This is a genomic window from Catenuloplanes atrovinosus (genome assembly GCF_031458235.1).
Classification (GTDB): Bacteria; Actinomycetota; Actinomycetes; order Mycobacteriales; family Micromonosporaceae; genus Catenuloplanes; species Catenuloplanes atrovinosus.
The window spans coordinates 3,390,621-3,414,864 of sequence record NZ_JAVDYB010000001.1 but is presented as its reverse complement, the minus strand read 5'-3'; the positions used below and the strand labels follow the sequence as shown (position 1 = coordinate 3,414,864).

The following is a 24,244-nucleotide window of genomic DNA, read 5'->3' as shown; positions in this document are numbered from 1 at the left end:
GTCTATCGGTTCTTGTCCGCGTAGCGGGTCCTGGCCTCGTTCATCATGTCGACGTAGGCGGTCCCGTTCTTCGCGGCCAGTTCCGCCACGTAGGCGTCCCACTCGGCGAGGTCGCGCTGGCCGAGGATGAACCGCAGCGTCTGCTGGGTGACGTAGTCGTCCAGCGGCGTCTCCCAGAGCGTGACCTGCTCGCGCTCCTCCTCGGACAGCGGCGCGGGCGGTGGCACCGGGATCGGCTGCTTGTGCGCGATCGCGGCCTGGAACGCCTGCTCCTCCGCGGAGAACATGGAGTGCAGCAGTTCGGTGGTGCCGCCGTAGGAGAAGTTGCCGCCCTGGAAGCCGAAGTCCTTCTGCAGGTGCTTGGGCGCGTCCGGGTTGAGACCGGCGAAGTCCACGTCGTCGGCGAGCGTGCGCTTGCCGGCCGCGTCCCTGGTGTACGTGACGCCCTCGACGCCCCACTTGGCGAACTCCTGGCCGGCGTCGGAGTAGAACAGCCAGTCGATGAACTGCATCAGCGCCACGAAGTTCTCCGACTCGCGCGCCTTGGCGGTGATCATGATGCCGCTCTCCAGCCGGTTGTAGCTGGTCACCTCGCCGGCCGGCCCGGCCAGGAACGGGATCTTCGCCATCTCGGCGCCGTCCTTGAGCAGCGGCCGGTAGTCGGTCGGCAGCGACTGCGCGTTGCTGCTGATCACCAGCGTCTTACCGGCACCGAGCTTCTGCTTGGCCTGGTCGTCGGTCTGCGTGAAGCTCTCCGGGTCGAGCAGCCCCTCGGCGACCAGCGTGTGCAGGTAGGTGAGCATGTCCCGGTACTGCGGCATCGCGCCGGTCAGCACGAACTTCTGCTGCGCGGCGTCCCAGGTGGTGGTGTCGTATCCCCAGCCGCCGGTGGTCCCGTACGCCACGGAGATCATGTTGAGCAGGTTGCCGCCCGGGTCCGGGATGGAGAAGCGGTCGGAGAACGGGTACGAGTCCGGGTACCTCGCCTTCATCGCCTTGAGCACGGTGTGCAGTTCGTCCCAGGTCTTCGGCGTCTGCAGGTTCAGCTCGCGCATCACGTCCGTGCGCACCGCCAGCGTGTAGTCCTGCCAGACCTTCTCGTGCATGCCGGGCAGCATGTAGAACTTGCCGTCCTCCTGGCGCAGCCGGTCGATCTGCGGCGCCATGCCCCACTTCTCGATCTTCTCCTTGAAGTGCGGCATCAGGTCGAGGTAGTCGCTGACCGGCAGCACGGCGCCGGACGCGACGAACGGCGTCTCCTGCCCGGCGTAGACCTTCGGGATGATGAACGGCGCGTCACCGGCGGAGACCACCAGGTTGCGCTTCTGGTTGTAGTCGCTGGCCGGGACCACGGACGGCGTGATCGTCACGTTGGTCCGCGCGGCCATTTCCTTCCACAACAGCCAGTCGTTCTTGATCGGATAGTTCGGGTGGTCGCTGTAGAGCATGGTGAACGTGACCGGCGCGGTGGCCTTGAACTGCGTGCCGACCGCGTAGTTCTCCATCGCGCCGGCCCGGTTCTGGTCGAGGTTGGTGTCCTCGCTGCTCGACCCGCAGGCGGCCAGGAGGGCCACGGTGGTCACGAGGGCTGCTATGCGTTTCATGACGGCCTTTCACACCAGGGCGGGGTCAGCCCTTGACGGCGCCGAGCATGACCCCGGATACGAAGTAGCGCTGGACGAAGGGGTAGATGGTCAGGATCGGCACGACCGTCAGCACCATGGTCACGGCCTTGATGTTGGCCGCGACCTGCGCCACGTCCGTGTCGACGCTGCCGGTGGAGGTGGCGTCCGTCGCGCCGGCGATCAGGTTCCGCAGGTAGACGGTGACCGGGAACAGCTCGGCCCGGTCCAGGTAGAGGAACGCGGTGAACCACGAGTTCCAGTAGGAGACCGCGTAGAACAGCACCATCGTGGCGACGATCGCCTTGGACAGCGGCAGCACGATCCGCAGCAGGATGCCGTACGTGCCGAGCCCGTCGACCGCGGCCTGTTCCTCCAGCTCGACCGGCAGGCTCTCGAAGAACGCCTTCATCACCAGCAGGTTGAACACGTTGATCGCGTTCGGCAGCACCACGGCCCACAGCGTGTTCCGCAGGCCCAGCTCGTTGATCAGCACATAGTTCGGGATCAGCCCGCCGGAGAAGAACATGGTGAAGACCGCGATGCCGACCAGCGCGCCGCGGCCGCGCAGGTGCCGCTTGGACAGCACATAGGCGTAGCAGGTGGTCAGCACGATCGAGATCGCGGTGGCGACCACCGTGTAGATGACGGTGTTGCGATAGTTGGTCCAGAAAAGATCATCGGACATCACCAGGCGGTACGTGGTGAGGTCGAACCCGCGCGGCAGCAGCGTGACCCGCCCGGCGATGATCTCGTCCTCCCGGGAGAACGAGCGCGCCACGATGTTGAGGAACGGGTAGAGCGTCACCACCACGACCCCGGTCAGGATGATCGCGTTCAGCACGTGAAAGGCGCGGCGGCCCGGCGAGGTCACCACAGGCTCGTCCCCACCGTGCGCTTGCTGATCGCGTTCGCCGAGAACACCAGGATCAGCCCGATCACGGCCTCGAACAGCCCGATCGCGGCGCCGTAACTGAAGTTGCCGCTGACCACGCCGAGCCGGTAGAGGTACGTGGGTATGACGTCCGCGGTCGGATAGGTCAGCGGGTTGTAGAGCAGCAGGATCTTCTCGAAGCCGACCGCCAGGAACGTGCCGATGTTCAGGATCAGCAGCGTCATCATGGTCGGCCGGATGCCGGGCAGCGTGACGTGCCAGGTCTGCCGCCACCGCCCGGCACCGTCGATCTTCGCGGCGTCGTAGAGGTCCTCGTCCAGCGTGGTCAGCGCGGCCAGGTAGAGGATCGTGCCCCAGCCGACGGTCTGCCACGCCTCCGACGCCACGTAGATGGTGCGGAACCACTCGGGCCGTTGCAGGAACGGGATCGCCTCCCCGCCCGCGGCCCGGACCAGCGCGTTCACCGTGCCGTCCACGGACAGCAGCTGCCCGACCATGCCCGCCACGATCACCACCGACAGGAAGTGCGGCAGGTACGACACGGACTGCACGAACCGCTTGAACGTCCGGATTCGCACCTCGTTGAGCATCAGCGCCAGCACGATCGGCAGCGGGAAACAGATGATCAGCGTGAGCGTGCCGATGATCAGCGTGTTCGAGAAGACCTGCCAGAACGTGGGGTCGACCAGGAACATCCGCACGTAGCGCAGGCCCACCCAGTACTCACCGAACACGCTGCCGCCCGGCCGGAAGCGGCGGAACGCGATCACGTTGCCGAGCATCGGCAGGTATTTGAAGATCGCGAAGAACAGCAGCGGCAGGACGGCCAGCGAGTACAGCTGCCAGTCGCGGGACAGCGGTCGTCTCGCGCGTTTCGGAGGCCGCTGCGCGACCGTGGGCGGCGCCTTCAGCAGCGTGGTCATCGCCCCTCCGAAACTTTCGATTACATCACCGGTATATCTGCCCGGAATTTAGGCGTGACATTTACGCATGTCAAGGCCTCGATATTTGTCCGTATCGGGTGTAGACAGGCTCTATTCGTACCGTCAATGGCTCTTGGGGTTGATCATGGGTTGTGATCGTCACCGAAACTTCCGGTGCGGCTTTCGATGACCCAGCCCACCATCGCGTTCATCGCGGAAGAGGTCGGCGTCTCCGTCACCACCGTCTCCAAGGTGCTCAACGGCCACGCGGACGTCGCCGCCGCCACCCGCGAGCGGGTCGAGGACAGCCTGCGCCGGCACCAGTATCAGCGCCGCACCGCCCGCCGCGCCGCCGGCCACATCGACCTGGTCTTCCACGAACTCGACTCGGTCTGGGCGATGGAGATCCTGCGCGGCGTCAGCGCGGTCGCCGGCCCGGACGGCACGCCGGTCGTCGTCTCCCACCTGGACGGCCGGCACCGCCCCGACCGCGCGCACATCGACCACCTGCTGTCCCGCCGCCCGCTCGGGATCATCATGGTGCTCTGCGCGGTCGCCGACTCCCAGCACCGCCAACTCGCCCGGCGCGGCATCCCGGTCGTCCTCGTCGACGACGACAGCGCCACGTCCGCGCGCGTGCCCACGGTCGGCGCCAACAACTGGAACGGCGGCCTGCTCGCCACCCGCCACCTGATCGAGCTCGGCCACCGCCGGATCGCGGTCGTCACCGGCCCGCGCGACGTGCTGTGCAGCCAGGCGCGGGTGGCCGGCTACCGGTTCGCGCACGAGTCCGCCGACCTGCCGGTCGACCCGGACCTGGTGCGCTACGGCGACTTCACCGCCGACGCCGGGCTGTTCCACGGCGTGCGGCTGCTGGACCGGCCGGACCGGCCGACCGCGATCTTCGCCGGCTCCGACATGCAGGCCATGGGCGTGCTCCGCGCCGCCGCCCGGCTCGGCCTGTCCGTCCCGCGCGACCTGTCCGTGATCGGCTACGACGACCTGCCCACCGCGGCCTGGACCGGGCCCGCGCTGACCACGGTCGACCAGCCGCTGCGCGAGATGGCCGGCGCCGCCACCCGCATGCTGCTCGACCTGGCCCGCGGCGTCCCGGTGCCGGCCGACCGCATCGACTTCGTCACCTCGCTGGTGCTGCGCGAGACCACGGCACCGCCGCCATGAACAACACCTTCGAGGAGTACGCGCCGGACGTCCCGGTCCCACCGGACTTCGACCGGTTCTGGGCCTCGTCGCTGCGCCGCCCCGGCCCGGTCGTGCTCTCCGTCGAGCCGGTCCCGAACCGGTTGCGCCTGATCTCCACGTTCGACGTGTCGTTCGCCGGGTTCGGCGGTCACCCGATCCGCGCCTGGTACTCCCGCCCGTCGTTCGTCGAGGACGTGACGCTGCCCGCGGTCGTCGAGTTCCCCGGGTACGGCCGCGGCCGCGGCTTCCCGCACGAGCGGCTGACCTGGGTCAGCGCCGGCTACGCGCACCTGCTGATGGACGTGCGCGGCCAGGGCGGGCGGTACGGCAACGGCGGCGACACCCCCGACCCCGGCGCGGTCCCGGACGCGCCGTGGCCGGTCACCTGGGGCATCGGCTCGCCGGACACCTACTACTACCGCCGCCTGATCACCGACGCGGTCCGCGCGGTGGCCGCGGTCCGCGCGCTGCCCGGCGTCGACGCGGACCGGGTCGCCGTGGCCGGCAACAGCCAGGGCGGCGGGCTCGCGCTGGCCGTGGCCGGCCTGGTGCCGGACCTGGCCGCGCTGCTGGTCACCGCGCCGTTCCTGTGCGACATCCACCACGCGCTGTCCACCGTGACCACCTCGCCGTACGCGGAGATCTCCGCCTACCTGGCCGTCCGCCGCGACCTCACCCCGGCCGCCTACGACACGCTGTCCTACATGGACGGCGTCACGTTCGCGTCACAGGCCGTCGCACCCGCGTGCTTCGGCGTCGGGCTGCGAGACGACGTCTGCCCGCCGCAGGGCACGTACGCGGCGTTCAACGCCTACGGCGGGCCGCGCACGGACAAGGAGATCCACCCGTACCCGTTCAACGGCCACGAGGGCGGCGACGCGTTCCACGTCGCCCACCAGCTCGAATGGCTGACCAGCCGGCTGCCGCCGGAGCCGGCGCCGTGAAAGGTACGTAGTTTTCACCGACGCGGTGCGCGGGCCGCCGCGGGGAGCATCGATGCGACGACGACGCTTCCCTGGAGGACATCCATGACAATCGCGGCCCACGCCCCCTCGCGCACGGCGGACCGGATCGGGCGGACACTGCTGGCGCTCTGCGCGGCGGCCACCATGGTCGCGTTCGCGAACGGCATCACCCGCGTCGCGAGCGCGCCGGACGACTACCTGCTCACCGAGTTCTGGCGGACCGTCGCATACCTGGTGTTCACCGGGCTGTGGGTGCTCCTGGCCTGGGCGCCGCGCGCGCAGCGGGGCGTCTGGGAACTGATCCTGCTGCACAAGGGCGTGGTGACCGTACAGGCGCTGCTCTTCCTCCACCTGCCCGGCGCGGTGCTGACCGCCTGGATCGACGGCACGGTCACCGCCGTGACCGTGGCCGCGCTCATCCTGTGCCGTGGCTGGCAGAGCTGGCGGCGAGTTCCGGATGGGACCGCAACTGCCGCCGTGAGGTGAGATCCAGCTTGCGGAAGATGCGGCGCAGGTGCGTCTCCACCGTCCGCGGGCTGATCACCAGCGTGGTCGCCACCTCGGCGTTCGTGGCACCGGTGGCGACCAGCCGGGCGATCGAGACCTCCTGCACCGTCAGGCTGTCGTAGATCGACGCGGACCGGGCGGACACGCGCTCGCCGGTGGCGCGCAGCTCCGCGGCGGCGCGCGCGGCAAAGCCCTCCGCATCGGCGGCGGCGAAGACGTCGTGGGCGGCGCGCAACTGCTCCCGGCAGTCACGGCGGCGGCCGGCCCGGCGCAGCCACTCGCCGTAGAGCAGCCGGGCGCGGGCGGGGTAGATGCGCAACTCCACCGGGTCCAGCAGCGAGATCGCCTCGAGGTAGTGCTCCTCGGCGCCGGTTACCAGCCCGCGCGAGTACGCGGCGATGCCGAGCAGCGTGGGGGTGCCGTACGCGGTGGCCCGCGCGGTGAGCGCGTCGAGCGCCTCCGCGGCGGCCCGGTGCTCACCGGTCCGGACCGCGGCCTCGACCAGTTCCGGCAGCGCGGCGCCGGCGATGAACAGGTCGTCGCGCGCGACCGCGTCCCGGGCCGCGGCCAGCGCCGCCGGATAGTCGGCCGTGCCGTTCGCCAGGATCGCGGCGGCCAGCAGCTCGTTGGCGACCAGGTGACCGGTGGCGGACAGCCGGGCGGCGGTGCGGAACAGCTCGGCTGCCTCGGCCGGACGGCCGCGCACGGCGGCGAGGAACAGTCGCGGGTAGAGCACCGGCGGCGCGCCGGTCGCGTCCGCGATCGCCTCCTCCTCGGCGATCGCGTCCATCGCGCCGCCGGGGTCGCCGGAGAGGGCGGCGACGCCGGCACGCTGGGCCAGCGCGAGGCGCAGCAGGTGGGCGGCGCCGGACTCGCGACCGGCGGTCAGCAGCCGGTCGATGATCGCGGTGTGGGTGGGTATGTCCCACAGCTCGGCCGCGAGCTCCACGGCGAGCGCGGGGTGTCGTAGCCAGGTCGCGGTGCCGGCGGCGCGCAGCAGGTGGGCGGCTCGGGTCCGGCCGGCCGGGTCGGGATGGGTCAGGGCGTGCAGGACGTCGAGCAGATCCGTGGGATGGGGGGTGGTCGTGGTGCTGTCCCGCAGCACGGCGTCCACCATGCCGGCGGGGCGGCCGACGACCAGGGCCATGTCGAGCGCGTCGAGGCGGCACTCGCGGGCGGCGGCGGCATCCACGGGCGCGAGCCGGCGGGCGGCGCGGAGCATCAGGCCGGGGCCGTTCAGGTCGGCGTGCCGGAGGAACGCGATCCGGCCGCGAAGCTGATCCACCCGGGCGAGGCGGCGTGTCTCCGCCGGGTGCGCGTCATCCGCCCCGTCCGCGTCATCCGCCGCCGCCCGCGCCTCCGCCGGGTCCGTCGTGTCCACCGTGGACAGCAGCGCGTCCGCGGCGTCGGTGGCGCCCGCATCCAGGTGCGCCTCCACCGCGGCGAGCGTGCGGGCCGTGCGTACCGCCGGGTCCAGGGACATGGCCGCGGCGCGCTCCAGGAACGCGGCCGCGGCCGCGATGCCGCCGCGCGACCGGGCCCGGTCCGCGCAGCGCTCCAGTTCGGCGGCGACCTCGTCGTCCGGGCCCGCGCAGGCGTGCGCGCGATGCCAGGCACGCCGGTCCCGGCCGGACACCGGGTCGGTGACCTCGGCGATCGCGCGGTGCGCGGCGCGGCGTGCCGCCGGGGCGGCGGCGCGGTAGACGGCGGACCGGGCCAGCGGATGGCAGAACCGGATGCGGGTGGCGAACGTGACCAGCCCGGTGCGGCTGGCGTCCGCACCGGCCGCCGCCAGATCCAGGCCGAGCAGCGTCGCGGCCGGCCACAGCACGCCGGGGTCGCCGGTCGGGTCCGCACCGGCCACGGTCAGCAGCATCCGCGCGTCCGCGCCCAGGCCGTCCAGCCGGGCCCGGTAGCCCTCCTCGATCCGGTGCGGCAGCGGTGCGTCCGGGGTGCCGAAGCCGCCGGCGCGGGGCAGCGTGAGCAGCGCCAGCGGGTTGCCGCGCGCCTCCGCCACCAGCCGGTCGCGGACCTGCCCGTCCAGCGGGCCGTGGCCGGGCGCGGCCAGCAGCGCCCGCGCCTCGGCGTCGCTCAGCCCGCGCACCTCCAGCGCCGGCAGGTCGTCCAGCAGGCCGGCCGGTCCGGGGCCGCGGGTCGCGGCGACCACCGCGATCGGCTCCGCGCCGATCCGCCGGGCGACGAACGCCAGCACCCGGGCCGAGGCGGCGTCCAGCCACTGCGCGTCGTCCGCGATCAGCAGCAGCGGGGTCTCCCGCGCCGCGTGGCCCAGCAGGTGCAGCACGCCGAGGCCGACGCGGAACAGGCCGGGCGCGGTCTCCGCCTCGCCGAACGCGGCCCGCACCGCGTCGCGGTGCGCCTCCGGGATCGCGTCCAGCGCGCCCAGCAGCGGCGCGCACATCGCGTGCAGCGCGGCGAACGGCAGCTCCGCCTCGAACTGGGACCCGGACACGCGTACCACCCGGAAGGCGCCGGCGGCGCGCTGTGCGTGGTCGAGCAGCGTGGTCTTCCCGATGCCCGGCTCGCCGCGCAGCACCAGCGCGCCGCCCCGCCCGTCCCGCGCACCCGCCACGACCGCGTCGATCCGCTCGCGCTCGGCGCGCCTGCCGACCAGGCCGGTCGTCCGGGACTCCACACTCGGCATGACGAAACCCTAGGCGCCGGTTCATCCGGCCGTCCCCTCAGGCTGTCGGCGCGACGCCGGGTGTTCAGGTGAACGCTGGCTGAGAGTCGCCCGGCGCTGCCAGACTTGCGCTCGTGAGCTGGCGCGCGAGAATCGCGATCGTCCCGGCCTCGGTGCTGCCCGCGCTGTCGGTGCTGGTGGTGGCGGCCGTGGCGGACGGTCTGACGTTCGGGTCGACGTGGGCGTGGATCGCGGCCGCGCTGATCGTCGGCTTCGTCAACAGCGGCGTCGAGGCGGTCTACGACCTGTCCCTGCGCATCCTGCCCTGGCCGTCCCCGGCCCAGTTCGTGCGGCGGCAGGCGCTCTGGGGCCTGGCCGCCGGCGTGGTCAACACGGTCGTGCTGCTGCTCCTGCCGCTGCTGCTCAACATCGTCAGCAACGACGCCTCCGCCACGCTCGTCGACTCGCTGATCGGCGGCCTGGTCGGCGGGCTCTGCTTCGCGGTCGGCTCCGCCGTCGCCGACATCGAGATGTCCGTCGGCAGCGGCAACGTGGACTGACCCGCGCCGCTGCCGGATATCGTTCGCCGTATGCCGGAGCTGATCCCGCCCACCACCGCGCTGCACGCGCAATGGCTGGTCGCGCACCGGGAGTGGGGTCCGGGCTCGCACGAGGACGGCTTCGGTCTGCTGCCGATCGACCGGCCGGAGACGGCCGCCGGGTTCGCCGCGTGGATAGCGCGCCTGGAGGCCGGGTCGCAGCACTGTACGTACCGATGGATCGTGGAGGGTTCCGAGGTGCTCGGCGGCATCGCGCTGCGCCACGAGCTGAGCGGCGCGGTCGCGTCGATGGGCCACATCGGGTACGGCATCCGCCCGTCCGCCCGCCGGCGCGGCCTCGGCGGCTGGGCGCTCACCCGGATGCTGGCCCACGCGCGCGACGAACTCGGCCTGGACCGCGTGCTGCTGGTCTGCCTCGCCGACAACACCGCCTCCGCGCGCCTCATCGAACGCCACGGCGGCGTCCTCGACACCCCGCCCGACGTGGTCCGCCGGTACTGGATCACGCTGTCCCCGTTACGGTGACGCCATGAGCGACGAGCGATGGGCCACGCCGGAGGAGATCGGCGCGGCGCGGCGGCGGTTCGAGGACGCGATCCCCGGCTACCTGCCGCCGATGGCGCACGCGATCATGCTGCCCGGCGGTGACTTCGCGCGCGTCAACGTCGGCGACGGGCTGCTGCCCGCGGTCATCCTCGCCACGCTCCTCGGCCACGCCGGCGGCACCGCGTCGTACCCGCTCGACGCCGCCACGCTCGACCGCGCGGTCGCGATGCTCACCCCCGCCGAGGCCTGCACCGCCATGCCGCACCCGAACCTGGCCGTCTGGCGCTGGCTGCACGGCACCGACGGCCTGACCGCGGTCTTCCTCGCCTCGCTCGGGGAGTCGCCCGACCCCGCGGTGGGTGCGCTGACCGCCCGGCTGCTCGCCGGCCGCGAGGAGAACCCGGACGGCACCACCACGCTCTGGCGCCCGGTCGGCCCCGCCGAACTGGCTTTGATCGCCGAATCCGGCTATGCGGCGTTCCCGCCCCGCCTGCCGGACCAGCCGATCTTCTATCCGGTGCTCACCGAGGACTACGCGGCCCGGATCGCCGCGGAATGGAACGTGGAGGCGTCCGGCTCCGGCCACGTGACCCGCTTCCGCGTCGGCACCGGCTTCGCCCGCCGCTACCCGAGCCGTCAGGCCGGCGGCCGGGACATCGCCGAGCTGTGGATTCCGGCGGAGGATGTGGTCGAGCTCAACGCGCACCTGGCGGGCCCGATCGAGGTGGTGTCGTCGTTCTGACCGGCGACGCGACGATCAACCGGTGCCCAGCACCAGCGTGGTACGCAGGTCGAGCACCACGGTGCCGCCGGCATCGTCGACGAGCCGGTCGAGCGCGGCCAGCGCCTGCCGCCGCTGCTCCGGCGGCCGGGACAGGAACGGCCCGAACGTGCTGACCAGCGCGAGGAAACGTGCCCTGCCCAGCGGCAGCTCGCGACGGAAGATCTCCTTCCGCACGTCGGTGAACTCGCGGTGCGCGAGGACGTCCGCGTGGAACCAGTCCACCGGCCGCTCCCGGACCGCAGGGTCGACCGACCGCAGCGCGGCGGAGATCGCGTCCCCCAGGGCGGCGTCCGCGTAGCCGTACCGATGCCCGAAGATCGCCAGCGTGCCGCCGGGGGCGAGGGCGTGCCGGGCGCGGCCGTTGCGGGTCGCCGGATCCAGCCAGTGCCAGGCCATCGCGCACGCCAGCACGCCGGCGCCGCCGGCCGGGGGAGTCCACTCCTCGAACCCGGCCACGTCCACCCGCGCGTGCGGGAACCGCGCGGCCAGCACCGCCGCCATCCGCGCGTCCGGCTCGACGCAGATCAGCGGTGCGCCGATGCGGTCGAGCACCTCCGTGCCCTTGCCCGTACCGGCTCCGATCTCCGCGACGGACGCGGGCACGCCGCCGTGGTACGCCACGATCGCGTCCGCGATCTCCGGCGGATAACCGGGCCGGGCCTCGTCGTACCGTCCGGCCACCGCGCCGAACGGGGTGCCGCCTGCCATGCCCTCAGCCTGCCATGGAGATCATTGCCGGTGCACAGGTCGTTCTTAGGCACGGCGGGCTCAATGAACAGGTCATGAATCCGAGCTTAAGGAACGGCCCGTGCAACAGCTCATCGTCATCGCCGTGGACCTCGTCGCGATAGCCGTCCTGGTCTTCGCGGTCTACTTCCCCCGCCACCACCGGCGAGACCTGGTCGCGGCGTTCCTCGGCGTCAACATCGGCGTGCTCGCCGTGTCCCTGGTGCTCGCCTCCTCCACCGTCGGCGTCGGCCTCGGCCTCGGCCTGTTCGGCGTGCTGTCCATCATCCGGCTGCGATCCGACGAGATCGCGCAGCACGAGGTCGCCTACTACTTCGCGGCGCTGGCCCTGGGCCTGCTCGCCGGCCTCAGCGGCACCGTCACCCCGCTCACCGCCGCGCTGATGGCCCTGATCGTGGTCGCGCTCGCCGCCGGTGATCACCCCGCCCTGTTCCGGCGGCACCGCGCCCGCACCGTCCGGCTGGACACCGCGCACACCGACGAGACCGCGCTCGCCGCACACCTGGAGGTGCTGCTCGACGCGCGCGTCCTCAACGTCTCGATCAAGAGCGTGGACCTGGTCAACGACACCACGCTCGCCGAGGTCCGCTATCTCGAACCACGCCGCCCGCCGGTCACCGACCGCGGCCCCGCCATCGAGCGCATCGAGGCCGGACGATGAGGCCCATCACGCTGGACGAGCTGGTCGCCCGCGCCGCGCTGCTGCACCGCGTGGACCGAAAATACGTCGTCCCCGCCGCCGACCTCGCCACGTTCCTCGACCGACTCGCCGACGACACGCGCATCCTCGAGATCGACGGCCGCCACACGTTCCGCTACCGCTCCGACTACCTGGACACGCCGACGTTGACCAGCTACCTCGGCGCCGCCTACCGCCGCCGCCACAGATTCAAGATCCGATTCCGCCGGTACGAGGAGAGCGGCGCCCGCTACCTCGAGGTCAAGACCCGCGGCCGTCGGGGCGACACGGTCAAACAGCGCATCCCACACCCCGCCCCGAACCTCACCCCGGACGGCCTCGCCTACATCACCTCCATCCTCACCACCTCCGGCACCGCCGGGACCGGCGCCGCCGGGGCTGGCATCGCCGGGGCTGGCGTCACTGGGGCTGGCGTCACCGGGATCGGCGTCACCAGAGCCGGCGTCCCCGCAACCGACATCGACGCAGCCAGCGTCGCTGGGGCTTGCGTCGCTGGGGCTTGCGTTGCTGGGGCTTGCGTTGCTGGGGTCGGCGCTGGCACGGCCGGAGTCGCGGGGGCTGGCTTCGCCGGGGCTGGCGTGGCCGCGCCGTGCGTCGCTGAGGGCGCCGCTGGGGCTGGTAGTGCGACGGTCGGCGTTGCTGGCGCTTGCGTTGCCGGTGCCAGCGCTGGCACGGCCGGAGTCGCGGGGACTGGCTTCGCCGGGGCTGGTATGGCCGCACACGGCGGCGCTGAGGACGGCGCCGCCAGGGCTTGCGTCGCTGGGGCCGGCATCGCCTCGGGTGGTATTGCTGCGGCTGGCATCGACCTGCGCCACGCGCTCACCACCCGCTACCGCCGCACCACGTTCTTCCTGCCCCGCTCCGCTTCCCGCGTCACCGTCGACGAGGAACTGAGCTGGGAACTGCCGGACGGCACCACCCGCCACGTTCCCGACCGCTTCGTGATCGAGACCAAATCCCCGGGCGGCGCGTCCGAGGCCGACCGCCTCCTGTGGTCACTCGGCCACCGGCCGTGCCCGGTCTCCAAGTACGCCACCGGCATGGCCGCACTCCACCCCACCCTGCCTGCCAACCGCTGGCTCGCGGTCCTTCGCCGCCTGACGCCCGACCTCACCTCCCGTTGCGGCACCCTGGCGAGCCACGAAACGCGTTTCCCGCCCCAGTCGTCGCGTCGCGCCGGGATATCCCTTCCGGCCGACGCGTCGCGACGAGCCGGGACATCTCCGTGGGTTCGGAGGCCGTCTCCGGTTGACGCACCGTGCCGAGACGAGGAACCACGCCGGGTCCGAGCCGCGCGTCCGATCAATGCGTCGCGTCGAGACGGGACGTCGCTTCCGATCAACGTGCCGCGATGAATCGCGGCGTGCGGTTAAGGCGTCACGTGCCGTCGATGCGTCATGTAGAGGCGGGACGCCGCTTCTGATCAACGTGCCGCGGTGAATCGCGGCGTGCGGTCAAGGCGTCGTGTGCCGTTGATGCGTCGCGCCGAGGCGGGACGCCGCTTCTGATCAACGTGCCGCGGTGAATCGCGGCGTGCGGTTAAGGCGTCGTGTGCCGTTGATGCGTCGCGCCGAGACGGGACGCCGCTTCTGATCAACGTGCCGCGGTGAATCGCGGCGTGCGGTTAAGGCGTCACGTGCCGTCGATGCGTCGCGCCGAGACGGGACGCCGCTTCTGATCAACGTGCCGCGGTGAATCGCGGCGTGCGGTCAAGGCGTCGTGTGCCGTCGATGCGTCGCGCCGAGACGGGACGCCGCTTCTGATCAACGTGCCGCGGTGAATCGCGGCGTGCGGTCAAGGCGTCGTGTGCCGTTGATGCGTCGCGTCGAGATGGGACGTTGCTGTCGGTCAACACGGTGCCATGGCCTGCGACGTCGGGTCGAGACGTTGCTTCGGGTTGACGCGTCGCGTCGAGACGGGGCGGCGGGTGTGGTCGGGATGGCGTGCAGTCAATGCGTCCCGTGCAGTCAACACGTCTTGTGCAGTCGAGGCGTGGACTTCAGTAGATATCGATTTCGTCGAGCAATGTGAAAGGGTGGACGGGCATGAAGTCGTCCCGTAAGAAGATGGTTGCAGCCGTGACGTCGCTGGTTCTGGCGGGGGCGATGCTGACCGGCTGTTCCGCGGCGGTTGGCTCGGTCGAGAGTGCGGCCGACAGCGCAGCGGCGACGGCCGCCTATGTGGACGGTGCGCAGACGGCCGAGGAGGTGCTCGCGGCGAACACGGCGGTACACAGCGCGGACGCCGCCTATGACGCGTCGGCCGCGGTCGGGATCGCGCTCGCCGGTGATACCGCGACCGTGGACGGCGACGGCGTGACGGTCGACGGCGGAACGGTCACGATCACGGCGGCGGGGACGTACCGGTTCAGCGGCACGCTGAGTGACGGGCAGGTCGTGGTCGCGGCGGACGGTGCCACGGTGACGCTCGTCCTGGACGGCGCCACCGTCTCCAGCAGCACCACGGCGGCCCTCGCGGTCACCGCGGCCGACCGGGTCGTGGTCGTGCTCGCGGACGGTACCACCAGCGCACTCTCCGACACCTCCCGCTACGCCGAGGACGCCGACGTCAACGCGGCGCTGTTCAGCGCGGCGGATCTGACGATCGCGGGGAACGGCGCGCTGGTCGTGCGCGGGAACGGCAACGACGGCATCGCCAGCAAGGACGGGCTGCTGATCACGGGCGGGACGATCACGGTCGACGCTGCGGATGACGGCGTCCGTGGCAAGGACTACGTCTCGGTGACCGGTGGCGCGGTCACGGTCACGGCCGGCGGCGACGGCGTCAAGGCCGACAACGACACGGACGCGGACTCCGGGTACATCGCGGTCAGCGGCGGAACGGTCACGGTCACCGCCGGGGGCGACGGCTTCGACGCGGTCACCGACCTGGTGGTGACCGGCGGCACGGTCGCGGTCGCGTCCGGTGGCGGGCACGGGGGTCAGGTCTCGGAGGACACCTCCGTGAAAGGGCTCAAGTCGGGCGTGGTGACCATCCTCGAAGGCGGAGCGATCACGGCCGACGCGGCCGACGACGCGGTGCACAGCGACGGCTCCGTGCACCTGTCCGGCGCCACGCTGACGCTCGCGGCCGGCGACGACGCCGTACACGCGGAGAACGCCCTGCTCGTCGACGGCGGCCGGGTCGAGGTCACGGCGTCGAACGAAGGGCTCGAAGCCGCGGACATCACGATCGCGTCCGGCAGCGTGCACGTGGTCTCCGCGGACGACGGGCTCAACGCGGCCGGCGGCACGTCCACCGGCGCACAGGGTGGCGGCGGCGAGATGGCGGCCGGCGACTACTCCGTCACGGTCACCGGCGGCACGCTGATCATCGACGCGGACGGTGACGGGCTCGACTCCAACGGCACGGCCACGATCAGCGGCGGCACCGTCGTGGTCAACGGGCCGGCCGGGCAGGGCAACGGCGCGCTGGACGTCAACGGCTCACTCACCGTCACCGGCGGCGTCCTGGTCGCGGCCGGCAGCTCCGGGATGGCCGTCACGCCGTCCACCGAGTCGTCCCAGGGCTGGCTGTCCGTCACGTTCGAGTCCGCGGTCGCGGCCGGGACGACGCTGCAGATCGTGGACGCGGACGGCGCGGTGGTCGCCACGTTCACCACGTCGAAGTCGATCCAGAACCTGGTCTACTCCGCCGCGGCGATCACCAGCGGTGACCAGTACACCGTGCACAGCGGCGGCACCGCGACCGGCACCAGCACCGGCGGGCTGGCCGAGGCCGGTACCCTGGGCGCCGCGACACAGATCGCCACGGTCACGGCCGGTGAGGCGCCGGCGGGCGGGTTCGGCGGCGGCGACCGGGGTGGGCGGCGCGGATGACCGGGCGACTCTCTCGCAGGGCGGTGCTGGCCGAGGCCGGTGCCTTGGGCGCCGCGACGCAGATTGCCACGGTCACGGCCGGTGAGGTGCCGGCGGGCGGGTTCGGCGGCGGCGACCGGGGTGGGCGGCGCGGATGACCGGGCGACTCTGCCGCAGGGCGGTGCTGGCCGGTGGCCTGGGCGTGTGCGCCGCGGCCGCCGGCCAGCACCGGCGCCTGGGCGCTGGACCGGTACGTCGTCGACCACGTCGAGGTGGCGAACGCGTCCGCGCTGACCGAACTGGCCGACGTCTCCGGCACGGCACCGCCACCGCGACCGGCTACACCAGCGATACCGCGGCGATCACGATCGAGCGGGTCGACACCGGCACCGTGCGGTACGTCGTCGCGGACGTCACGGTCACCGACGACACGATCATGCGCGCGGCGTTCGCGAACGACCAGTTCGGCGAGAACATCATCGCGTACCCGTCCGAGATCGCCGCGGACGTCGGCGCGGTCCTGGCGATCAACGGCGACTACTACGGGTTCCGCGACACCGGCATCGTCATCCGCAACGGCGTCGCGTTCCGTGACCGCGGCGCCCGGCAGGGGCTCGCGATCTACGCCGACGGCACCGCGCGGCTCCACGACGAGGCCACCACCGACGCGGACACGCTGCTCGCGGACGGGGTCTGGCACACGCTGTCGTTCGGCCCCGGCCTGGTGGAGAACGGTGTCGTCCTGGACGGCATCGACTCCGTCGAAATCGACACGAACGTCGGGAACCACTCCGTGCAGGGCGACCAGCCACGCACCGGGATCGGGCTGATCGAGGCGAATCACTGGCTTTCGTGGTGGTCGACGGCCGCAGCGACGAGAGCGCGGGCGTCACGATGAGCGGCTTCGCGCAGATCTTCGCGGACCGGGGCGCGTCCGTCGCGTACAACCTGGACGGGGGCGGCTCCTCGACCGGCACACCCCTCCGGCGTTCGACCGGTGTGACGCATCATCCTCCGCCGTATAGCCGCTGATCGGCGCCACGGCACATCCCCTGACCGGCGGGGTCGCGCGCGACGGGACACCGGTATCAGCCGAAAGTCGTACCGTGGCGGCCGCCGAGGTCCGGCGGAAGCCGGATGCGCGGACCGGGGCGGGATAACCATGATCGTCGAATGGTTTTCGCCGGGACAGCCGACCAGACAAGGAACTCCCCCGCCGCGCGGCACCATCCCGGCCAGCGGGCGTGGCGGATCGCCGGCTACACGGTCGCCGCCGGGTTCGCGGCCGGGGTCGGCGCGTTCGCCGGGCAGCAGGTGCAGGCGTCCTGGGGCCGCTGGGCGGCCGGCGGATACGTGCTGGCCGCGCTGATCACGCTGCTGTGGCGGCACCCCGCCGCGCGCACCACCGCGACCTCGGCCGCCCTGCTCGGTGCCGTCGTGGCGCCGCTGGTGTGGATGGTGACCGGCGGCCGGCACATGTCCACCGTGGGGATGGGCGCGCTGACCGTGGTCACGCGCGCCGCCCGGCTGCTGGTCGAGCACGGCAGCCCGTACCTGCCGAAGGATCAGCTGACCGGGCCCGAGTCGCTCAACCCGTACGGCCCGCCGCTGACGATCTTCGGGTTACCGCACGCGCTGGGGCTGGACGGCTGGGCGGGCAACCCGCGGACCTGGTTCGCGCTCAGCGCGGTGGTGCTCGGCTACCTGACCCTGCGGTACCTGCGGGCCGAGCGGCCGATGTGGACGCTGGCGTCCGCGTTCGCCTCGCCGATCCATGATGTTCAACGGTGCACTGGTCACAACCCGCTCGGCCGGGGCCAGGAGCGTGGCACCAGCGACATCCTGTACGTGGCCGGCTGATGGGCGCGGTCATCCTGATTCCCGCCTACGAGCCGGACGGGAAGCTCACCGATCTGCTCGTCGGGCTCGCCGGGTACGACGTGGTCGTGGTCGACGACGGCAGCGGACCCGGCTACGCCACCGTGTTCGCCGCGGCCCGCGCGCTCGGTGCCGACGTGGTCACGCACGACCGCAACCGGGGCAAGGGTGCGGCGCTGAAGACCGGATTCGCGCACATCCGTACGTACCGTCCGGGGTGTGATGTGGTCTGCGCGGACAGCGACGGCCAGCATCGGCCGGGCGACATCGAGGCCGTCGCCGCACGGCTGGCGGCCGGCGACGCCGATCTGGTGCTCGGAGCCCGCCGGTTCACCGGCCGGGTCCCGGCGCGCAGCCGCGTCGGCAACGCCTGCACCCGCGCGGTGTTCCGGCTGGCCACCGGCCGCGGACTGGCGGACACCCAGACCGGCTTGCGTGGGTACGCGGCCCGCCACCTGCCCCGGCTGTGCGCGGTGGCCGGCGCGCGGTTCGAGTACGAGCAGCGGCTGCTGCTGCGGGCGGTCCGCGACCGCTGGACGATCGCCGAGGTCCCGATCGCGACCGTCTACCTGGCCGGCAACGCCTCGTCGCACTTCCGGCCGCTGCGCGACTCCGCCCGGGTGTACGGGCCGCTGCTCGCCTACGGCGCGTCGTCGCTGCTGGCGTTCGTGCTGGACGCCACGCTGTTCCTGGGACTCGCCACGCTCACCGGCGGCGTGGCGGTCCCGGCGGTCATCGCGCGGCTGGTCAGCGCGGTCCTCAACTTCACGCTGAACCGCCGCTGCGTGTTCGGTACCGCCGCCCCGCTCGGTCGGGCCGCACGCGACTACGCACTGCTGGCGGGCGCGATCCTGGTGGCCAACGTGACCCTTCTGACGGTGCTGGCCCCGGCCACCGGCTCCACGCTCATCGCCAAGCTCATCACCGAGGCGCTGCTGGTGACCGCCGGTTACCTGATGCAACGGCACGTCGTCTTCGCCGGTCGCGGTCCCGTCGCGCCGGCCGGGCCGTCGCCCGCGCCCGGCGCGCCGGCGGCGCCGGGGCACACCGCGCCCGCGGCGGGCGCATCGCCGACGGACTTGGACGACGCACCGTCCGGCCGGTGGCCGGCCGCGCCCCGGGCACGCCCGTGACCGGTGGGCGCATACCCGCCGGCGGGGCCCGCGTGATCCCTACGGGGGCGGGGACGGCCACCCGCCACGGCTGCCGACGAAGAAGCCGTTGCGGTCGACCACGACGGTGCTCGTCTGCGGCCAGGTGATGTGTATGTCGTAGGGGTCGGCCTGGCCCAGCGTGAAGATGTCGGCGAGAAGGCTCTTGTCCCGGTCCGAGCCGTACCCGAAGTTCGGGTCGATCCGGTCGTGCCAGGTGTACGAACCATTGATCGTCACGTCGAAGTCGCCGTCCGCGCGCGGTGTGACGACGCTGTCCCCGCTGAACTCGAAGCCGCCCACGCCGCGGTGGGTGCCGTGCAGAAATTGCGAGCCGACGACCGCCTCACCGTTGGCGAGTTCGGCGTGGAACCGCCGGTCGAACGTCCGGGTGTCGCCCAGGCCGCCCTGGTAGTCCTGCACCGCCCGCCGTGCCTCGTCCCGGGTCCACAGCTCGACCTGCTCGCGCAGCGGGACATCGTCCATCATGTAGCGATTCCATCGCGGGTCGTTGTCGATGTGCCAGTCCGGCCCGCCGCGCAGGTACCGCTCGAGAATGGCTCGTCCGGCCCAGTCCGAGTCGAAGTCGTCGCCGCGGTCCGGGTCGCCGCCCTCGGGCCGTCCTCGGCGCCGGTCGTCCTCGATCCGGCGACCGCCACGCTCGTCGGGTTCGCGCCGGTCGTCGCCACCGCCGGCCTCGCTGATGGCCCGCCGCACGGTGCGGATGCGACCGGAGAAGTACGTCCGTGCCCGCTCGGCCCGCCCTCGCGCGGTGGCGACCAGGCCGAGCAGGTGCGCCACGGTCTCGTGGTACGCCGGGAACGCGGACACGAACGCCGCCACCCGGTCCGGCCGGCCGATCAGATCGCCCTCGCCCATGCCGATGCGCACCGACGCTCGCATGGCGTCCCGGGCCTGGCCCTGCGCGGACGACAGCTCGCCGGCCAGCGTGCGGAACTCGCCGGACATCGCGGTGAGCCGGTCCGGCAAATCCCGCACGGTGCCGGTCGTGCGGCCCATCGCACCGCGGTACGCGTCGCCGGCCGGCCCGCGCCAGAACTCCGTGGTGCCGGTGGCGCCGTCACGCACGGTGTCCACCAGCCGCGTAGCCCTTCGCCCGGACGCGTCGAGGGTGTCGGCGGCACCGTTCAACTGGGCCGGGTCGCCGCCGATCGCCGCCTCGGCCGTCAGGTACCGGGCCATCAGGAGACACCCTCGGCGCCCACGGTGGCGTACTCGCCGCCGACCTCCACATCGCAGGCGGTGTAGTCGGCCGCGCAGGTCCGCACGCGTCCGCCGGTGGCGGTCAGCGCGGCCGCCACCGTCTCCAGGAGGGCGGCCGCGTCGGCCGGTCCGCCGCGCCCCTCGTCGTCGCTGTCCGCGCGGCCGGTATCGGCCGTCACCTGCCGCAGCGTCCCCGCGATCGCCGTGGCCTCCGCGGACCACGAATCCAGCGTCCCGCCGTGTGCCAGAAGATCGTCCGATCGGACGTGGTACCCGTCGCTTCCCGCCATCCCGTGCCTCCTCGACTGAATGCTCAGCCCCGATACGGCCCGAGTCCGCGGCCGGTTCACCCGTCCCGGCCCGCCTCGCCGACCGGCCGGGCTCGCATCTCACCGGCCGACGGCCCGGCTCGCGCGCCGGCGGCCGATGGCCCCGCTTGAGGCCGCTGGTGGGCTGGCGCCGCTGGCAGGCGTGCGTGCCGCCGGCCGACCGGCCGGCGGCACGCACGTCACCGGCCGACCGGCTCGGATACTGTGCCCGCCAGCCGGGTGCACGTCGTTGATCGCGCCGCGCGCCGGGCCCGCCGAACCCGGCCGTTCGCCGGAAAGGTGCGGATTCGACGGTCGGCGTCACCTCGGTGAAGGGCCGTGACCCGCCCATTGAATGGTTTAAAGAACCGTATCGATAGCCCCGATGCCGGACGCGGTCACGGATCGCTGAAACGATCCATTGTCATCGCCCCGAAACACTTGACGTGCGTCACACCATCGATGCAGACTGCGGAAAGCGCTTTCCCCCTTCGATGTGATTCGGCCGGAGGCACCCCGGTTTAGGGGGATTCGTGCCGTGTCTGTGACTCCGCATGTGTGAAGGGAGGGTCGTGTGAGTGCTCTCGGCGAGCTCCAACGGCTCGGCACCTCCAAGGGCGGCCCGCCGCGGAAGCGGGACAACAGGGCCGCCTTCCTGTTCCTGCTGCCCTGGTTCGCGGGACTTCTGCTCATCACCGCCGGTCCGATCGTGGCCTCGCTCGGGCTCAGCTTCACCGACTACAACCTGATCCAGCCGCCGGAGTTCAACGGCGTCGAGAACATCAGCCGCATGGTCGGCGACGAGCGCCTGCACCGGTCGCTCGGCGTCACCTTCATCTACGTCTTCGTCTCCGTGCCGCTGCAGCTGCTCGCGGCGCTCGGCCTGGCCATCCTGCTCGACCGGGGACTGCGCGGCCTGCCGTTCTACCGCTCGGCCTTCTACCTGCCGAGCCTGCTCGGCTCCAGCGTGGCGATCGCGGTGCTGTGGCGGCAGATCTTCGGCGCCGAAGGGCTGCTCAACCAGCTGCTCGCGCTGGTTGGCGTCACGGGCAAGGGCTGGATCTCCAGCCCGGACACCGCGCTGTCCACGCTGATCGTGCTGAACGTCTGGACGTTCGGCGCGCCCATGGTCATCTTCCTGGCCGGCCTGCGGCAGATCCCCACGATGTACTACGAGGCCGCGTCCGTGGACGGGGCCGGCAAGTGGACGCAGTTCCGGAAGATCACCGTGCCGCTGCTGTCGCCGATCATCTTCTTCAACCTGGTGCTGCAGATCATCCACGCGTTCCAGTCGTTCACCCAGGCGTTCGTCGTCTCGGGCGGCACCGGTGGCCCGTCGGACTCCACGCTGTTCTACACGCTCTACCTCTACGAGCGCGGCTTCAGCCGCTTCGACATGGGGTACGCCTCCGCCCTCGCCTGGCTGCTCCTGATCATCATCGCCGGGTTCACCGCGATCAACTTCTGGGCCGCCAAGCGATGGGTCTTCTACGATGACTGATCTCAGGGAACGCACCGTCCCGGTGGACACCACCGACGACCCGCCGCCGCCGCGGTTCGTGCTGCCGGGGTGGGTGAGGTCCACCCTCAAGCACGCCGCGCTGATCGTGTTCGCGCTGGTGATGCTGTACCCGGTGATCTGGATGGTGGTCAGCTCGCTGCGGCCGAACAACGAGATCTTCCGGTCGCCCGGCATCGTGCTGGACAGCCTGCAGGTCTCCAACTACGGCGACGGGTGGAACGCGCTCGCCGAGCCGTTCGGGCACTACATGCTGAACTCCGCGATCGTGGTGCTCGGCTGCATCATCGGCAACCTGGTCTCCTGCTCGATGGCGGCGTACGCGTTCGCCCGGCTGGAGTTCACCGGCAAGACGCTGTGGTTCGCGATCATGCTGATGACGATCATGCTGCCGATCCACGTGCTGATCGTGCCGCAGTACATCATGTTCTCGAACCTCGGCTGGGTGAACACGTTCCTGCCGCTGATCGTGCCGAAGCTGCTGGCCACGGACGCGTTCTTCGTGTTCCTGATGGTCCAGTTCATCCGCGGCCTGCCGCGCGAGCTGGACGAGGCGGCCCGCATCGACGGCGCCGGCCATCCGCGCATCTTCCTCCAGGTGATCCTGCCGCTGATGCTGCCGGCGCTGGCCACCACCACCATCTTCACGTTCATCTGGACGTGGAACGACTTCTTCTCGCAGCTGATCTACCTGACCGACCCGGAGATGTACACGGTGCCGGTCGCGCTGCGCTCGTTCGTGGACGCCACGGTCGCCACGTCGTGGGGCTCGATGTTCGCCATGAGCGTGGTCTCCCTCCTGCCGATCTTCCTCGCCTTCCTGATCGGCCAGCGGTACCTGATCAAGGGCATCGCCACCACCGGTATCAAGTAACCATCGAAAGGGCACATTCGATGAATAACGGCATATCCCGGCGTAACGTCCTGTCGCTCGCCGCGGGCGTCGGCGCCGCGAGCGCGCTCGCGGCCTGCGGCGGCGGGGGCGGCGACGCGTCCGGCGACATCTCCACCGAGCCGGTCACGCTGCGGTTCACCTGGTGGGGCTCGGACGCGCGGCACAAGCGCACCCAGCAGGCCATCGACCTGTTCCAGGCCAAGCACACGAACATCACGATCAAGGGTGAGTTCAAGGACTGGAACGGCTACTGGGACAGCCTCGCCACCACGGTCGCGGCCAACGACGCACCGGACATCATCCAGATGGACGAGCTCTACCTCGCGTCGTACGCGGAGCGCGGCGCGCTGCTCGACCTGGGCACCGCGGAGAAGCACCTGAAGACCGCGGACATCGAGGCCACCGCGCTGGACACCGGCAAGGTCGACGGCAAGCTGTACGCGATCCCGACCGGCCTCACCGCGTACTCCTTCATCGTCAACGACGATCTGCTCAAGCAGTTCAACGTGACGCTGCCGGACACCGCGGCCTGGTCCTGGGAGGATCTGCGCACGGTCGGCGACCAGGTCTCGAAGGCCAGCGGCGGCAAGGTCAACGGCGTGCAGCTGTGGGGCTTCGACACCGGCTCGGTCAACGTGTGGATTCGTCAGCAAGGCGCGTCGCTCTACTCCGAGGACGGCAAGGTGGCGGTGCCGGCACAGCTGCTCGCCGGCTACTGGCAGTACCTGCTGGACCTGGCGAAGTCCGGCATCGGGCCGTCGCCGTCGGTCACCATCGAGCGGGCCGGTGCCGCGCTGGACCAGTCCGGCATGGCCACCAACGCCACCGCGATCGGCACGTCGTGGAACACGCAGCTGACCTCGATCGGCGCGGCCAGCGGCCAGAATCTGCGGCTGGTCAACATCCCGGGGGAGAGCCAGGTCGGTACGCCGGGCGCCTACTACAAGCCGTCCATGTACTGGTCGATCTCCGCCCGGTCGGAGCACCCGGCCGAGGCCGCGCTCTTCGTCGACTTCCTGCTCAACACGCAGGAGGCGGCGGACGTGCTGCTCACCGACCGCGGCGTGCCCGGCAACAGGACGATCCGGGCCGCGCTCGCGCCGAAGCTGACCGCCACCGACAAGGCCGCGGCCGACTACCTGGACACGGTGAAGGTCGGCCCGGCGCCGCGCGTCACGCCGAACGGCGCCAGCGGCATCGAGCAGATCCTCAAGCGGCACACCGAGGAGGTGCTGTTCGAGCGCAAGACGCCGCAGGCGGCCGCGGAGTCGTTCATCAAGGAGCTGCAGACAGAGATCGACGCCGCCTGAGTCACCGCACAGCGGGCCGGCGCCGCGCGGCGCCGGCCCGTCTCACGA

At 71.7% G+C, this 24,244-nt stretch carries 21 protein-coding genes and 1 pseudogene; 15 read left to right on the top strand and 7 right to left on the bottom strand.

The annotated features are described in order from the left end of the window. Positions 1-2: 2 nt before the first annotated feature. Genes J2S41_RS15355 through J2S41_RS15345 form a run of 3 tightly spaced genes read right to left on the bottom strand, consistent with a single transcriptional unit; the run spans position 3 to position 3,440 of the window. Positions 3-1,583, bottom strand: a complete 1,581-nt coding sequence (locus tag J2S41_RS15355; protein WP_310368319.1) for an ABC transporter substrate-binding protein — start codon at positions 1,581-1,583, stop codon at positions 3-5. 46 nt (positions 1,584-1,629) lie between these two features. Next, positions 1,630-2,496, bottom strand: a complete 867-nt coding sequence (locus J2S41_RS15350; RefSeq protein WP_310368318.1) for a carbohydrate ABC transporter permease — start codon at positions 2,494-2,496, stop codon at positions 1,630-1,632. Further along, the gene (locus J2S41_RS15345) at positions 2,493-3,440 is read right to left on the bottom strand and encodes an ABC transporter permease (RefSeq protein ID WP_310368316.1); all 948 of its coding nucleotides are present in this window, start codon (positions 3,438-3,440) and stop codon (positions 2,493-2,495) included. Before J2S41_RS15345 ends, J2S41_RS15350 begins: the two co-directional genes overlap by 4 nt. 186 nt (positions 3,441-3,626) lie before the next feature. On the opposite strand from J2S41_RS15345, the gene J2S41_RS15340 reads away from it, so the two are divergent. The 3 genes from J2S41_RS15340 (at position 3,627) to J2S41_RS15330 (ending at position 6,094) form a co-directional block, all read left to right on the top strand. Next, entirely contained in the window at positions 3,627-4,622 is a 996-nt protein-coding gene (locus J2S41_RS15340; protein WP_310368315.1) for a LacI family DNA-binding transcriptional regulator, read from the top strand. Beyond that, positions 4,619-5,587 (top strand): acetylxylan esterase, encoded by a 969-nt coding sequence (locus J2S41_RS15335; RefSeq protein ID WP_310368312.1) that lies wholly within the window; start codon positions 4,619-4,621, stop codon positions 5,585-5,587. The genes J2S41_RS15340 and J2S41_RS15335 overlap by 4 nt, the downstream gene beginning before the upstream one ends. An 84-nt stretch (positions 5,588-5,671) precedes the next feature. Next, positions 5,672-6,094 (top strand): hypothetical protein, encoded by a 423-nt coding sequence (locus J2S41_RS15330; protein WP_310368310.1) that lies wholly within the window; start codon positions 5,672-5,674, stop codon positions 6,092-6,094. Here the strand turns inward: J2S41_RS15330 and J2S41_RS15325 are convergent. Continuing rightward, complete coding sequence (locus tag J2S41_RS15325; RefSeq protein ID WP_310368308.1) at positions 6,024-8,777, bottom strand: AAA family ATPase; 2,754 nt, start codon at positions 8,775-8,777, stop codon at positions 6,024-6,026. The two genes, J2S41_RS15330 and J2S41_RS15325, sit on opposite strands and share 71 nt — an antisense overlap. A 113-nt stretch (positions 8,778-8,890) precedes the next feature. On the opposite strand from J2S41_RS15325, the gene J2S41_RS15320 reads away from it, so the two are divergent. The 3 genes from J2S41_RS15320 (at position 8,891) to J2S41_RS15310 (ending at position 10,604) form a co-directional block, all read left to right on the top strand. Continuing rightward, a complete protein-coding gene (locus J2S41_RS15320) occupies positions 8,891-9,316 on the top strand; it encodes a hypothetical protein (protein WP_310368307.1) in 426 nt (141 codons plus the stop codon). 30 nt (positions 9,317-9,346) lie between these two features. Then, a complete protein-coding gene (locus tag J2S41_RS15315) occupies positions 9,347-9,841 on the top strand; it encodes a GNAT family N-acetyltransferase (RefSeq protein ID WP_310368304.1) in 495 nt (164 codons plus the stop codon). A gap of 397 nt (positions 9,842-10,238) precedes the next feature. Further along, positions 10,239-10,604, top strand: a complete 366-nt coding sequence (locus tag J2S41_RS15310; protein ID WP_310376385.1) for an ADP-ribosylation/crystallin J1 — start codon at positions 10,239-10,241, stop codon at positions 10,602-10,604. Positions 10,605-10,619: 15 nt separating this feature from the next. Here the strand turns inward: J2S41_RS15310 and J2S41_RS15305 are convergent, their stop codons facing one another. After that, positions 10,620-11,354: a class I SAM-dependent methyltransferase gene (locus tag J2S41_RS15305; RefSeq protein ID WP_310368303.1), complete on the bottom strand. Its 735-nt coding sequence runs from the start codon at positions 11,352-11,354 to the stop codon at positions 10,620-10,622. A gap of 100 nt (positions 11,355-11,454) precedes the next feature. Here J2S41_RS15305 and J2S41_RS15300 point away from each other — a divergent pair, with 100 nt between their 5' ends. From J2S41_RS15300 to J2S41_RS15275, 6 genes and pseudogenes are all read left to right on the top strand, one after another. Then, entirely contained in the window at positions 11,455-12,054 is a 600-nt protein-coding gene (locus J2S41_RS15300; protein ID WP_310368301.1) for a DUF4956 domain-containing protein, read from the top strand. Next, on the top strand, positions 12,051-13,448 hold the full coding sequence (locus tag J2S41_RS15295; protein ID WP_310368299.1) for a VTC domain-containing protein: 1,398 nt from the start codon (positions 12,051-12,053) through the stop codon (positions 13,446-13,448). Before J2S41_RS15300 ends, J2S41_RS15295 begins: the two co-directional genes overlap by 4 nt. Before the next feature lie 723 nt (positions 13,449-14,171). Further along, on the top strand, positions 14,172-15,932 hold the full coding sequence (locus J2S41_RS15290; RefSeq protein WP_310368298.1) for a carbohydrate-binding domain-containing protein: 1,761 nt from the start codon (positions 14,172-14,174) through the stop codon (positions 15,930-15,932). Positions 15,933-16,065: 133 nt separating this feature from the next. Next, positions 16,066-16,943, top strand: a pseudogene (locus J2S41_RS15285) (phosphodiester glycosidase family protein). A gap of 141 nt (positions 16,944-17,084) precedes the next feature. Next, the gene (locus J2S41_RS15280; protein WP_310368294.1) at positions 17,085-17,771 is read left to right on the top strand and encodes a hypothetical protein; all 687 of its coding nucleotides are present in this window, start codon (positions 17,085-17,087) and stop codon (positions 17,769-17,771) included. Continuing rightward, complete coding sequence (locus J2S41_RS15275) at positions 17,771-18,922, top strand: glycosyltransferase (protein WP_310368292.1); 1,152 nt, start codon at positions 17,771-17,773, stop codon at positions 18,920-18,922. The genes J2S41_RS15280 and J2S41_RS15275 overlap by 1 nt, the downstream gene beginning before the upstream one ends. Before the next feature lie 39 nt (positions 18,923-18,961). On the opposite strand, the gene J2S41_RS15270 is transcribed toward J2S41_RS15275, so the two are convergent. Further along, positions 18,962-20,143, bottom strand: a complete 1,182-nt coding sequence (locus tag J2S41_RS15270) for a WXG100 family type VII secretion target (RefSeq protein ID WP_310368290.1) — start codon at positions 20,141-20,143, stop codon at positions 18,962-18,964. Further along, positions 20,143-20,454 (bottom strand): hypothetical protein, encoded by a 312-nt coding sequence (locus J2S41_RS15265; RefSeq protein WP_310368288.1) that lies wholly within the window; start codon positions 20,452-20,454, stop codon positions 20,143-20,145. The genes J2S41_RS15270 and J2S41_RS15265 overlap by 1 nt, the downstream gene beginning before the upstream one ends. Positions 20,455-21,046: 592 nt before the next feature. Here J2S41_RS15265 and J2S41_RS15260 point away from each other — a divergent pair. From J2S41_RS15260 to J2S41_RS15250, 3 genes are read left to right on the top strand one after another with little or no spacing between them, the layout of a single operon-like run. Then, on the top strand, positions 21,047-21,973 hold the full coding sequence (locus J2S41_RS15260) for a carbohydrate ABC transporter permease (RefSeq protein WP_310368286.1): 927 nt from the start codon (positions 21,047-21,049) through the stop codon (positions 21,971-21,973). Next, complete coding sequence (locus tag J2S41_RS15255) at positions 21,966-22,865, top strand: carbohydrate ABC transporter permease (protein ID WP_310368285.1); 900 nt, start codon at positions 21,966-21,968, stop codon at positions 22,863-22,865. Before J2S41_RS15260 ends, J2S41_RS15255 begins: the two co-directional genes overlap by 8 nt. A 20-nt stretch (positions 22,866-22,885) precedes the next feature. Beyond that, positions 22,886-24,196, top strand: a complete 1,311-nt coding sequence (locus tag J2S41_RS15250) for an ABC transporter substrate-binding protein (protein WP_310368284.1) — start codon at positions 22,886-22,888, stop codon at positions 24,194-24,196. Positions 24,197-24,244 lie beyond the last annotated feature (48 nt).